Genomic DNA, 13,118 nt, shown 5'->3' with positions numbered 1-13,118 from the left:
CCTCTTTGGTTTTGTCCTAGTTGCCCACGTGATAATGTCGTTATGTAAAATTGGAAAACCTGACAAATTCTTTAGGCTAAGTTTTATTTTTTTGATATTGATAATAGCCCCAGCTTTAACGTTCGTAACTAAGTTAAAATTAAATGAAAAAGTAGATGGTTTTGTTGAGTGTAAAGACCAGAAACGGATCTCTCGCTGGAACTCATATCACGTCTACGCAATATCTTTAGATGAATGTCAGCGCTTGAAAGATAAATAGTATTAAAAAGAAAAGGCACCAATAGTGAATAAGGTGAAAATGGGACAGTCATCATTTTGATTCAGTTGGCTACTACACTGTGCTCAGAAAGGTTGGTGTCCCAATTTATCCTCCTAGCAGGTTTGATTATACGACATCATAGCATTTTATATCTGTAATAATATCCTCTAGCAATCTTTTATCTTCCTCTAAGATAGATCACTTTAATAGCATAACCCAACTATCTACAGCCTTAACATAGATTTTCTTTCACTCTGAGGCCACGTAGTCCAACCACCATACCCGAGCTTTGAGAGATACAATCCAAAACCATATAGCGCGTTCAAATAATCCGTGATGTAAAGCTCAAAGATACGGGGTAAAAAGTATTTGAAATTGTCTACATCACTAAGTGTTGCCATTGTCATTAGCAATGAAGAGCTGAAGATCGTTCCATGCTAGCTGGGTCAAATCATTTTTGTGTAATAAGTTTTCTGCACTTCGTAGTTCACAATGGGGGTACCCTTCAATTTTAGATTTGAGAAAATAACCACTGAATTCGTTGTATAAATCGCTGAATTGGGTTTGAGTGTTCATTAAGTTACAGAACCTCTAAAACACCGGCACAGCTTTGCTGTGTCCGAGTACTTTGGCTTGTTAAGCGCATTGTAAAACTAACGATTGAGCATTTTTGTAAAGTTCTTCCAAGTATTCATTCCACGTTTCTTCATCCTTCATAACTTTAATCAATTCAGAAAAGCTTGTGTCAGTTAGTACGACAGTTGCTGTGGTTGCAGCATAAATTGCTTTAGGCTGACACTCTAAAAGAATACCTTCTACAAGACTGATAAGTCTGTTTTTTGATTGAGTTCTGCCATTAGTTCTATAAGTAGCATGTCTTTCCCAAGCAATTTCAATCGAATTGGCTATTTGACTTCCTATCTCAAATCTCTTTAATACAAGCCTTTCTTGGTTATTTAGATCAACAACGTCAATGCTTTCTTTTCCTATTTTTGTTAAGCCTCGCATACGAAAAAATCGGATGGATAAGTGATCTTTTGGGTCTTGGATATATGGGTTCAATATTGGATGTGCGATTACATCATGAGTACTTTTAGCACCATTGCATTTTTTACATGCTGGCAGCAGATTTTCCCACAATACAACTTTATCGGGGTTATGCTTTTTATCCTCAAAGTGTTCGACCTCCATATACTTGCTTTCTTCCGTTAGGTCACACTCACAATATGAGCATTTACCATAACTTGAATTAAGAAGAGCTTCTTTTATGTTTTCATTATTCCATACCGACGTTGAATTTTCTTTGAATTCATTGACTAATTCATCAACTTTTTCATCTGTCAGAAAATCAGGCTTAGGTGCTCTATCAAGCTTGATCATGATTCCCCCTTTACTGCTGCCAATTGAAACTTGAGCAGCTTTCTAAGGTGGTTTTCCGGGTGCAGTAAATGTTCGAGTTCTTGAAAAGCTGTCTGAGCAGTGTGATAATCATCATTATCAATCGCCGATTCAAAGTTTGACATAAATTTATAATAGTTTTCAGTACGCGTATCTGACATGCCCATAACATCTACAAGTATTTCTTCTACTGTCCACCCTTGGTATCCATATTTTGTTCCAGACAAATCTCGTCTATAGACCTGCCCATTATCAGATGCTAAAGCAATGATTTCATTAGGGTTGGCACTCTGTAGTATGTGAGGGCTATGCGTTGTGGTGATAAATTGTGCTTTTGGAAATACCTGCACCAATATCTTGGCAATTTTTCCTTGCCATTCAGGATGCAAGTGAAGCTCTAATTCATCAATCAAGATAATTCCATCAAACTCGTCAGCATTAATGCAAGGCTCTTTAAATCTCAATTCAATGTCTTTAATGATACCAAATATGATAGATAAACAAGACTTAAAACCAGAAGATAAATATTCATAATATATTTCGCCATTCGGTGTATGAATCATTATTTCATTAGAAGAAGCCAAAACTTTACTAAATGAGAACTCTTCATTTAACAGTGAAAAACTTTTTTTAGCTAATTCTAGATTGTTAAGCTGTTGTTCTGTCAAGGCACCTTCGTGAGCAGAGTATAAATATCTATTTACAAACCAGTTCTTTACCTCATTAACATTGATCCCTAACATTGCCTCTTGATATGAGGTGTTTGTGTCCTTATCAACATCTTTGCCTACAGCATTTAATGGTTGATATTGAAACGTTCTAGTTACTTTCAGCGAAAAGAGCTTCGAGGCATGTTGGTATAAGCCATTTATATATGATGGCTTGTTTGGGTCAAAATCGGCAATGGTTATATTTGATTCAGCTGTACCTTCGTCAATCTCAATAACAGCTTTGAAGCTTCCATGATGAGCTGATACATTTCGCTTTAAAATATTGGTCTGGTTAGCGGAAAACGAATGAGCAACACATTCAAGTAATGTTGTTTTTCCAATTCCATTCGGACCGCAAATAAAGTTAATTCGCTCGTTGAAATCAACTTTAAGGCTTCCAATACCGCCTATTCCATTAATTTCTATTGATTTCACTTTCATAGATATTTCCCAAATTGCTATAGATTCAGTAAATCTAAAGCGCTTGATGTTTGAATTCAGTGGCTGCCGGAGGCTGTCCGCTGGAATGATGGGTTGAGTGGCTCTGCCCGCAATCAGGCGCGCTCATCGGAAGTCACAGGTCAGCGTTTGAATCCCGCCTTTGTAGCGGTACTCAGCTTTCCAATAATGAGTGTCGTTGATGGTCGCGAACTCAACGTCGGGGTCTTGCGCGTATGCCTGAGAAAATGGGCGGCGAAGAATTACGAGCAGGGCGCACTTCGGTGGCCAAGATGAGACCTCCTTGACTTCATTCCCAGCCGCCAACTCGGCTTCGAGGATTCTTTGTAGGGGAGCAGCCATGCTCGGAGTGGTGCTCATGGTGTTAAGACGCCCAACGCCGCGCACAGTGGCGAGCTGCTGCGCCTTGTTAGAGCTAGGACCCGAATAGTACTGTGATCGCCGCACCAATCGCTCCCCCAAAAACGGCCGCAAAGAATACTACCGTTAACTCCACTGATTTACTGCTTTTACCATCAAAATAGTTAACAATTTCTGATGTTTCTTTGACAGGATAAGCTGGCCAGTTATCTAGCGTCGCATCAATAAAAGATTTCAAGTAAATATTATGCTTTTCACTTTTATATATACTGAAGTAATACTGATCACGTATGTTTTTATTAAATATTTCCTGGCCTTTAAATAACCCTATTTCCCTGTGAAGGTTCTTCAGTAGTTTCGGCTTTTTAGAATACCTGTCTTTGAAGGTTTTCTTATGGCTTTCGTCTTCTAGCTCGAGAAGATTATGTAAATTATTTTGTATGCCAACCCAATCAGAAGAACGACTTGAGTTCATGATTTTGAGTTGATAAAAAAATGCTATTTCGCTTGAAAATTCTGAAATCAACGTTTCAAATGCTATCTCTTCTGATTCAAATTTAGATTTATGATATTCAAATTTAATATTATCGTAGCCAGGTACTTTTGTATGAATTAACTCGAAGGTTGAAGATTTCTCAGATGCTTGCTGTTCGCACTGGCTTAAGAAAAAATTCGCATGAAAAGGAGAAGGGCCTACAAAGTCAAGTTTTAGAATGCCGCTGTTTGAATCGATTTCTCGCTTAAGGTACTCCCTTACTATTTGGATCGCGGTAGAAGGAGAGGATTCTTCACCGGCCCCGACACATTCCACAACAGTATATGGCCCATGCCAGTCATGTTTAAATATTACGTGAAAGTTATCAGTATCTAGATATACTTGATCCCTTTTAATTACTTCACTTTGAACTCTTCTGGGGAGATAGAGGCTAAATGAGAGTTCGAAAAATGGAATATGTGGATGACAAGGGTCGCCATCGTTCATATGGGTACTTTCAGAGATGTCGATCTTCTCGTCTTTTATATCTTCATCAAAAAATATCTCGACATCGCTTATATTGGATAGCTTCTCCAATGAAGCTTTGACCTCATCAATATATTTTTTGACCGTAATTTCTTTCTTTTCCCCTCCCTTAAAGGAAAAGTGTAGGCAACCAATCCCAAATGCTTTCATACAGATTCCTATTCGATTATTGCTCTCACAGTAATTAGATGGAAGGCGGTATTAATCCGTTAGTAGAGCCTTCCATATAACTCCGTAACATCTTCATTGCCGCCAAATGAAAATTATCATTAAATCATAATGTTACCAGCTTGCTTTTAGCAGAGAAGTTGGGACAGCCGCCATTTTGAGTGGCTCGTAGTGGGTAACTCTTGCTTATCCATTCCATCCGGCAAGGCTACCGCACTGGGTAACAACTCCAGTTTGCTGCGGTTTACCTGCGATGTGATGCTGGCCATGACTCATGGGTGACTCCGACGAGAGGTTGCCAAACGGAGATATTAGCGAGCGAAGTGGGGGAGGGAAGAGGGAGGTGATGGTTTTCTGAGGCCGATCAATAAATTAGTCAGTAACGAGTGGCGATGGGCTACCCAACGGGTAGGCAATCGATACGGTGGGTGAGCGGTCAGCCAGCGCATCAGGGCCGCGGTATTGGCTCCCCCTCCAAGCCGCTGAGGGGAAGGAGCAAGGTCAAGCGCCCTCAGGGAGGACGGCGCAGCCGCAGCGGGGCATGGGCCAAATCGGGTCAGGGCGAGCACTGCTCGACCCCGATGTGGCGCGAGAACAGGGAGGTTTGACGCGGGCTTTGGCCGAAGCCATGGATGGCGTAGACCAAAGGGCCGTGCTCGGCGATCCGGCGAGCTTGCGACTGACCCGAGGGCAACCGCGCGAAAAATGGCGGAAAAATGGGGCGCCCACCTTTCTTAGCGCTTTGTCGCGGCCAGCACAATCGCAGGTGGCCGCTCGATGGGTGACTTTTGTTTGGCCACACAAAGAAAAGCCGCTCGCCACAGCCCGCAGGGCGGGCGAAATCTCGCGTAGCAGCAATCCCGTAGGGATTGTGATGCCAGCCATAGGCAAGGAGCTTGGCCGAGCTCCTCCAACTCCTGATGAGTGGCTACAGTTGCAGCTCGGGCAATATCGCAGCCTGATCTTGAAAATGGCGGCAGCGGCGCTCGACGTTGTTCCGGTAGCGCGCCAGATACGCCAGCTCGGCGGGGTTGTCTGTTTCGACCATGGCGATGGCGGCATCCAGATGGTGGAGGATGTCGCTGGCCATCTTGTGCAGGGTCTGCTGTAACAGGCGTCTGGGCAGATCACACGCCTCAGCCATCTCCAGCAGTTGCCATGCGTTGACCGCCTCGGGGGCAAACTCGTCACCTATAGCCATGGCCAAGTGCTGGTTGAACTCGGGGTAGAGCCCCACATTGACCAGATCGTACCAAGGCGTGGGTGTCAGCCCTGCCCGCGAGACGAAGAAGCTGTAGTTTTTGCCGTGGGCATCATGGTTGTTAACGCAAAGGTTAAAGAGCAGCCATTGCAGCATGTTCAATCTGGCCTGCGCCGGATTGATGCAAAGGGCGCAGAGGCTGAACAGCAGTGGCAGGCTCACCCCTTCCCGGATATGGGCCACGTCTCGCCCATCACCGAAGTTGCGTTCATATTTCCGGGTGACGGGAAACCCCAACCCCTGACAGGCATCGATCATGTGACGGCGGCGTACCCTCAGGCCATCCTCATCGAGACGCCGATCGAACCGCTCTACCAGCAAGCCTCGGTGAGATGTTTCACCCAGACCAACCGTGTGAAGTTCGACCTGGGCGACCGACATACCCAGCAACGCCGCCAGCCGCATGGTCACAAATTCATTGATCACCAGATGAGGGTGATGCTCGAACTTGAGGAGGTGGGTTGAACAGAGTTCACCCTCGCCAAATCCCAGGGATCCTTCTCGTCGCAGCACGTTGAGCTTGGCCTGCACCCCCGCAACCGAGAGTCGGGGGCGGCCATCCCAGATTTCCAATGGCCAGGTCTCGGGTTGGTCAAGTCGCAGCAACAGCTCCTCTGGCGTGATGGGGCGAAACAGGGTGGGGACGTCTTGCTCTGTGGGCAGGGTAAAGGTGACAGCCCCGGAGACATCGCGACCAATGCCGTGGATCAGGGCAAAGAGATTGCTGCGCGAAACGCTGAGCGCCTCAATCAGATGATCCAGTCCGCGATTTTCTGGTAGCAAGTTACCGAGATACGCCCGGATCTGGGCGCTGCTGGCCGAGCCGTCCAGCGTCAGCGGCGGTGAGAGCGGGAACCCGCGTGCTTGCCACTCTGGCAGATAGCCGAGCCCAAACGTATCTTGAGTGGAGTCATACTCAAGATGGCCGATCAGCCGGTTACCCAGCCGAAGTTCGAGCCGATGGTGTTTAGAACCACTCATCATCATCGATCCCTGGTCGGTTGTTGCCGCTTGCTAACTGCGCGCCAGCTTCCTGCTCCAGTTGCAACCTCATCCCCAGCGCCTTCATCACCTGCAACAGGGTCGAGAGGTAGACATCCCCCCCCTTTTCAATCTTGATCAGGGTCTTCTTGGAGATGCCACACAGGGAGGCCGTCACTTCTTGGGTCATCTTGGCGGCCTTGCGTCTTTCCCGTATCGCTACGCCCAGCGAGGCGGGATCCAGTTCTTGTGGGCCGGTTTGCAGCGATCCGTTTGCCATCATTATCACGATAAAAAGTGTAGGTTATTACACCTTAACCCATGGAAAGAGAAACCACTAACTAAAAGTGTACGATGATGCACTTTTTATGGCCTTACTGCTGATGACGACAAGAAAGTGTAGAAGGATTCACTTTTTAAAAGCGGGACGGTGGGAATGGCCTTGATGGGGATCTCTGCGGTTGTCGCTTGCCGAGCGGTACCAAGAGGAGCAGCGATGCCTGCCTATCCCGGCAAACCGCCGAGGATAGGGGGTTATCACGGGGTTGACAGGCCGCCTTTACTCCGAACCGCGAATGTTCGAATACGCTGCGCTATTCGAACCTACGGATGCCATCAGTATCAGCAAGTTCGCCAGAGGGGCAGGGTATTGGCTCCCCCTGCAATCCGCCGAGGGAAAGGGGCAAGGTCAGGAGCGCCATCTGCGGCTGCGCCCGAACTTGTGACCGACCCGAGGGAAACCGCGTAGTGGTCGGATTGGCGGGGGAAGGTCTTCTTGGTGACGTCTTGGGCCAGCAAGAAGTCACTCGCCACAGCCCGCAGGGCGGGCGAAACCCCTTTGAGGAGGAACTCCTCGTGTCCCATGCGGCGCAGCCGCATCAAAGGTCAGGCCGTAGGCAAGGAGCTTGGCCGAGTGCCTCCGAGCGGGCTGCCGTATCAAGGTGCAAGGAGCTCAACCGAGCGCCTTCGCGCTAAAGCGTGAGCCTACACCCCGTCAGGGTGCGGGGAGAGCCCCTTTCTGATCCGCTTGATCCCTGCTTCATAGAGGCCATCCGGCCCCAGCTGATCCTCACGGGTGTTGAAGATCTTGAGAAACCACATGTATTGGCCCGGATGGCGGGTCAGCTGCTGCTGCACCGTGTCGTTCATCCGGCAGGTGTCCGCCATCACATCCTGGCTGGGGTAGTTGTCAAAGGGCGCTTCGATCTCCAGCCGGTAGCAGTGGTTGGCCTCGTCGTAGCAGGCCAGTAGCGGCACCGCCTTGGCGCGGCTCACCGCCACCAGGCGGGACAGGGCGGGCAGGGTCGCCTTCGAGTGGCCGAAGAAGGGGGCAAACAGGCTCTTGTCGCGGCCATGATCCTGATCCGGCAGGTAGAAGAAGCTGCGGCCGCGGTGCAGGGTACGCAGCACCGCCTTGATCCCGACGCTGCGCTCGTACACGCGGCAGCCATTCCTGGCCCGCGCCCGATTGAGGTGCCAGTCAAACACCGGGTTGCGCGCCCGCTTCATCATGGTGCACATGGGCACGCCGCGCTGGGTGAAGTAGTAGCCGGCCGCGTCCACCGGCCAGGTGTGCGGCACCACCAGGATCACCGGGCGTCCGGCGGCCTGTTCGGCTTCGATGTGCTCCCAGCCGCTCACCTGGAAGCGGCGCATCAGGTAGCGGGAGCTGCGCATGGTGAACTCGCCAAACCCCAGCAGGCTCTTGAGGCCGACGCGCACCGAGGTCAGGGCGATGGCATCGCGCTCGGCCGGGCTTAAGTGCGGAAAACAGATAGCCAGGTTGGTTCTGGCGATATAGACCTGTTTTTTCGAGAGGCGAAACACCAGTGGTGCCAGCGCGGCGGCGAGTGTGTCCCGCAGCCGAACCGGCACGAAGGCCAGCAGCATCAGCGCCGCCAGGGCCAGCCAGCTCAACCAGTAACGAGGATGCAGAAAACGGGCCTCGAACGAGGAGGCAAATACGGGATCGGGGGCGGGCATGTCATGAGCCTGGCAAAATGGGGTGCTGCATTGTAGTCGTCCTGACAGGTAATACCAGTTAATCGAGGTTAATAAAGCGACAAGAGGAAAAGTGCCACAGCGCCGCATACCGCATTCCGCCTCTCTTGTGTGGCCGTGCTGGGCATCGATTTCTCCCGCTCTGGGCGGGCATGCGGCATCGGCAGATCGTGAGGCCCCGGCGGGTTTGCTCATGGCCGGCCGGAGTAAGGCGGCCGCTGCATCCTTGGTGGTGGCTCCGGTGAATCCATGCTGAGGGTTCCATGTTGTTATTACAGCCGGTTCAGGTCTCTGCCGATATTTAAATTGAGGTCATTCATTGATCTTGTTCGCAATATAACCTCTCTCTTCTTTTATCTCCCCCCTTGGCCAGTAAGATGTGACAACGAAAATGTTATTTCACTCTGCCGGCCTGAGGCCGGTTATGGCATGTGAAAATGGCAAATAAAATGGTTGTATGGAAATAGAGAGACTCAATAATGGACGATGATGACTATTTTTATGACTCAGTCCCTGATGGGATATCGAACGCAATTTATGAATTTGATGATGATATTGAGTGCTGTAATCAAGACAGTTATGAGTTACTTTTAAAAACCTTTGATGACAAATTATGTGGCGATGCGTTGAAGTCTGCCACAGATGAGGAATATGCAAAATTTGCACAGGCTATGAAAGATTATTTTGAATTATCGTATCTGCCGACGGGGGAGGATGCGAAAAAAATTATCCGTCAGGCTCTGAATCAATGGGGTGGTTAAGTCATAAAGAAAAAGCATGATATTTTCTCCCTCACGGCTTATATCGCCCTATTTCGGTCACTCATCGCATGTGCATGACAGGGATGATGGGGGCACTGAGCACTGCGGTGGTTAGCTGGCGGTCATCGCGATGCGATGCCGCAAGGAGGTGAGGGGCTCGCTCATTAGGCCCCTCCTTGCGCGGCGGGTCTAATGATTCGCCAAGAGCGCGAGCGTCTCTTGCCATCCCCAGAGGGTTGGCAGCCCATCGTCTCGCGACAGGCGACAGGCGACAGGCGACAGGCGACAGGCGACAGGCGACAGGCGACAGGTGATAGGCGCTAGGTGAGAGCGCGGTGGCAAAGAAAGGGGGCATCAGCCCCCTTTCTCGTCCTGGGCCTCGGGCTGGGCGGGGGCTGCGGTCATCGCCATTTCGATGTGTACCCCCTGATGCAGCAGTACCAGCAGATCTTGCAGGTACTCCTCCTGAGGCGGCTCCTCGAGCAGGTGGGCCAGCTCGTTACCGACTGGGGTGAGGCGATAGTAGAGCAGCTTGTTGTGGCTCTGGCGGCTGCGCAGGCGCCAGCGCTGGTTGCTAAAGACCAGCTCCAGCCCTTCGGCGGGCAGCTCGCCCGATTCCAGCTCCCCCTTGTAGAGCAGCCCCAGCTCAAACAGCTGCAACAGGGCGTTGTAGGGCAGGCGGTATTTGCCAAGCCCCAGGTGGCTGGCCTTGGCGCGGCTGAGCAGGGTAGCCCCCTTATAGAGGCCGGTGAGCAGGCGCCGCTCGTCACTGCCGGTATAGCTGCACGCGAGGGCGCACAGGCGCTGGAACAGCTGGGCGTCGCGCTGGGTCATCTCCCGCAAGGTGATGAGCGAGCGCACCGAGAAGCTGCCAGGGCTGATCAGCTCAATGGCGAGGATCCGCCCCCACAGCTGCTGCATCGGCACCGAGCCAATCTCTTCGGCCAGTTGCAGGAAACGGGTGAGCCAGTCCGGGTCCGGCTCGCCGCCGGCGACGGTCTCGCCACCGTGGCGGGCCGCCATCACCATGATGGTCTCGAGGTTGCGCTGACGGGTGGCCTGCTCGGCGGCGAGGCGAAAGGTGGCGCGCTGCTCGAAGGTGCTGTCGCTGTTTTTGGTCAGCATGCCGTCGATGTTGCGGCTGCGGGCCAGGCGCAGGGTCAGCTCCTGGCTGCTGAGGATGCTGCTCGAATCACGTTTGGGGGGCGGCAAGTCGGACATGAGAGGCGGTTCCCTGGGGTGAATGGGCCGATCTTACTCTCTTGTCACTGGCGGGAAAACCACCGCCCGCAGGCGGTGGTTGCACAGGGGGGATTACTCGTAGGGAACCACGTCGACCGCCTCGATGGCGTAGGAGGCGTTGGCCATCTGATGGTTGGAGCTGACCACCTTCATGGTGCCCTTGACCCAGATGGCGTCCCACAGATCGTCCACCGGCGCCCCCTTGGGGAAGCGCACATAAACCACCTGATTGGTGGGCGGGGGCGGCACGTGGATGCAGGCGCCGAAATAGGGCACCAGCAGGAAGGCGGTGATGGTCTTGCTGTCACCCTCGAGCGGCACCACGAAGCCGGGCAGGCGCACACTCTGCCCATCGAGGGTCGGCACCACGCCGCCGACCGGTTGCGGCGTGCTCATGGGGTCCCCTTCGTAGTTGACCTGGGGCGGCGGCGCCAGCCGCTCCCCTTCCGGGATCAGGTTGTCCCACTCCAGGCTCTTGTAGTCGGCGGCCATGGCCGGCAGCACCCAGAGGGTGGCCAGCAGGGCCAGGATCAGACGTTTCATCGATGTTCCTTGTGTCATGGTCATAAACGGATGCTCATGCCGTCGCTGAGGGAGTAGCGGTAGGCGCGCCAGGCGGGCAGCAGACCGATCAGCAGGCCGGCGAGCCACACCAATCCGATCAGCTGCCACTCGTAGCCGCTTGGCATGGCGAGCGGGAACAGCAGGCCGTATTGGCTTGCCAAAAGTGGCGCCGCCAGCGCCTGGGCGCCATAGAGCAGGGCCAGCCCGGCCAGGATGCCGAGGCTGGTGAGGGCCAGCGACTCCAGGGTGAGCAGGGTAAACAGGTGCAGCGGGCGGGCCCCGAGCGAGCGCAGGATCGCCAATTCACGGCGCCGCTCGTTGAGGCCGGCCAGCTGGGTGGTCAGCATGCCGATGAGCCCGGCCACCACCACGAAACCGGCGATGATGGCGAGCGCCCGCTCGGCGACGCTCAACAGCCCCCACAGCTCCTGCAAGGCGGCGCCGGGCAGGATCGCCATCAGCGGCTCGCTGCGCCAGGTGTTGATGGTGCGTTGCAGCTGGAAGGCCATGATGCGGTTGCCAAGGCCCACCATGAAGGCGGTGATGGTCTTGGGGGTGAGATCTTGCTCCAGCGCCTGATCGGCGGTCACCGCCTTGCTGTGGCGGCCACTGTCCCATCCCAGGTGGATCGCCTCGATGCCGGCGAGCGGCACGTGCACGGTGCGATCGATGGGGGTGCCGGTGGGGGCGAGGATCCCCACCACCTTGAAGGGCAGGTTGTCGTGCTGACTGAACGAGGTGCTGCCGGCCCCGTGGGCGATGACGATGGCTTGCCCGATGCGATAACTGAGCTTGCGCGCCACCTCGGCCCCGAGCACTGCCTCGAAGGGGGTGGCAAAGGGGTGTCCCTCGGCCATCACCAGCGGCTGCTGACGGCCATAGCGCAGGTGGTTGAAGTAATCCCCGTTGGTGCCGAGCACCCTAAACCCCTTGTGGGAGTCGCCGAGGGAGAGGGGGATGGTCCAGGCGATACCGGGCAGGGCGCGGACCTGCAGATAGGCATCCCACCCCACGTTGTTGGTGGGGTTGCCGATGCGAAACACCGAATAGAGCAGCAGGTTCACCTGGCCCGAGCGGGCGCCGACGATGAGATCGGTGCCCGAGACGGTGTTGGCGAAGCTGTCACGGGCCTGGCTGCGCACCCGCTCGACCCCGAGCAGCAGGGTGACGCTGATGGCGACGGCGAGCAGGGTCAGGCTGGCGGTGAGGCGGCGGGCCCAGAGGCTGTGCAGGGCGAGTCTTAGCATTGGCTCCTCCGGTTCAGTTGTTGCAGGTTCTCCACGCGCGGGAAGAGCGGCTCGAGGAAGGGGTCGTGGCTGACAAAAATCAGGGTCGAGCCCTGCTGGTCGCACTCCTTGAACAGGAGCCGGATGAAGGCGGCGCGGTTGTCGGTGTCGAGGGCCGAGGTGGGCTCATCGGCGATCACCAGAGGCGGCGCCCCGATCAGGGCGCGGGCGGCGGCCACCCGCTGCTGCTGGCCGATGCTCAAGGCATGCACCGGGCGGCTCAGGGCCGCCTCGGGCAGTTGCAGCTCACCGAGCAGACGGTGCGCCTCGGCCTCGGGGGCGGCATTGAGGCGCGCGCGCTTTTGCGGCGAGAAGGTCAGCGCACTGGTGACGTTGTCGATGACCGAGAGATAGGGCAGCAGGTTGAACTGCTGGAAGATGTAGCCGAGCTGGCCGGCGCGAAAGCCGTCGCGGTCGCGGGAAGAGAGCTGGGCCAACGGCTGGCCCAGCACTTCGAGCGTGCCGTGGTTGACGGTCTGGATGCCGGCGAGCAGCCCCAGCAGGGTGGATTTACCCGAGCCGGACGGCCCCTTGATAAAGACCCGCTCCCCCTGCGCTATCTGCAACGCCGGGAGATCCAGCACGGGATCGTGCCCGGGCCAGGCAAAGCGCAGATCATGGATGTTAACCACGGTACGGCTCATGGG

Annotated in this window: 11 protein-coding genes; 1 reads left to right on the top strand and 10 read right to left on the bottom strand. The window is 53.6% G+C overall.

The genetic code is table 11. The features are described 5' to 3' along the window. Positions 1-895: 895 nt before the first annotated feature. The 6 genes from BN1134_RS19410 to lpxM all read right to left on the bottom strand — a co-directional run bounded on the left by BN1134_RS19410 (position 896) and on the right by lpxM (position 8,600). The gene (locus tag BN1134_RS19410; RefSeq protein ID WP_084214834.1) at positions 896-1,639 is read right to left on the bottom strand and encodes an HNH endonuclease; all 744 of its coding nucleotides are present in this window, start codon (positions 1,637-1,639) and stop codon (positions 896-898) included. Continuing rightward, positions 1,636-2,808, bottom strand: a complete 1,173-nt coding sequence (locus BN1134_RS19405) for an AAA family ATPase (protein ID WP_084214833.1) — start codon at positions 2,806-2,808, stop codon at positions 1,636-1,638. The genes BN1134_RS19410 and BN1134_RS19405 overlap by 4 nt, the downstream gene beginning before the upstream one ends. A gap of 433 nt (positions 2,809-3,241) precedes the next feature. Then, entirely contained in the window at positions 3,242-4,357 is a 1,116-nt protein-coding gene (locus BN1134_RS15315; RefSeq protein ID WP_042048273.1) for a hypothetical protein, read from the bottom strand. 946 nt (positions 4,358-5,303) lie between these two features. After that, complete coding sequence (locus tag BN1134_RS15310; RefSeq protein WP_042048301.1) at positions 5,304-6,617, bottom strand: HipA domain-containing protein; 1,314 nt, start codon at positions 6,615-6,617, stop codon at positions 5,304-5,306. Then, entirely contained in the window at positions 6,604-6,897 is a 294-nt protein-coding gene (locus tag BN1134_RS15305; protein WP_269746976.1) for a helix-turn-helix domain-containing protein, read from the bottom strand. Before BN1134_RS15305 ends, BN1134_RS15310 begins: the two co-directional genes overlap by 14 nt. 704 nt (positions 6,898-7,601) lie before the next feature. Continuing rightward, positions 7,602-8,600, bottom strand: coding sequence for a lauroyl-Kdo(2)-lipid IV(A) myristoyltransferase (gene lpxM / locus BN1134_RS15300; protein WP_042048271.1), 999 nt, complete (start codon positions 8,598-8,600; stop codon positions 7,602-7,604). Positions 8,601-9,097: 497 nt separating this feature from the next. Here lpxM and BN1134_RS15295 point away from each other — a divergent pair, with 497 nt between their 5' ends. Continuing rightward, positions 9,098-9,379, top strand: coding sequence for a hypothetical protein (locus BN1134_RS15295; protein WP_042048270.1), 282 nt, complete (start codon positions 9,098-9,100; stop codon positions 9,377-9,379). 354 nt (positions 9,380-9,733) lie between these two features. Here BN1134_RS15295 and BN1134_RS15290 read toward each other — a convergent pair whose 3' ends face one another. From BN1134_RS15290 to BN1134_RS15275, 4 genes are all read right to left on the bottom strand, one after another. Continuing rightward, on the bottom strand, positions 9,734-10,600 hold the full coding sequence (locus BN1134_RS15290) for a TIGR03899 family protein (protein ID WP_042048269.1): 867 nt from the start codon (positions 10,598-10,600) through the stop codon (positions 9,734-9,736). A 93-nt stretch (positions 10,601-10,693) separates the two neighbouring features. Next, entirely contained in the window at positions 10,694-11,164 is a 471-nt protein-coding gene (locus tag BN1134_RS15285; protein ID WP_042048268.1) for a DUF3299 domain-containing protein, read from the bottom strand. 20 nt (positions 11,165-11,184) lie between these two features. Further along, positions 11,185-12,432 (bottom strand): ABC transporter permease, encoded by a 1,248-nt coding sequence (locus BN1134_RS15280; protein ID WP_042048267.1) that lies wholly within the window; start codon positions 12,430-12,432, stop codon positions 11,185-11,187. Continuing rightward, the gene (locus BN1134_RS15275) at positions 12,426-13,115 is read right to left on the bottom strand and encodes an ABC transporter ATP-binding protein (RefSeq protein WP_042048266.1); all 690 of its coding nucleotides are present in this window, start codon (positions 13,113-13,115) and stop codon (positions 12,426-12,428) included. Before BN1134_RS15275 ends, BN1134_RS15280 begins: the two co-directional genes overlap by 7 nt. Positions 13,116-13,118 lie beyond the last annotated feature (3 nt).

It is taken from the genome of Aeromonas simiae (assembly GCF_000820125.1).
In the GTDB taxonomy this organism is placed as follows: domain Bacteria; phylum Pseudomonadota; class Gammaproteobacteria; order Enterobacterales; family Aeromonadaceae; genus Aeromonas; species Aeromonas simiae.
Note: the sequence above shows the minus strand (reverse complement) of the source record. Positions and strands in the feature narration are given on the sequence as shown.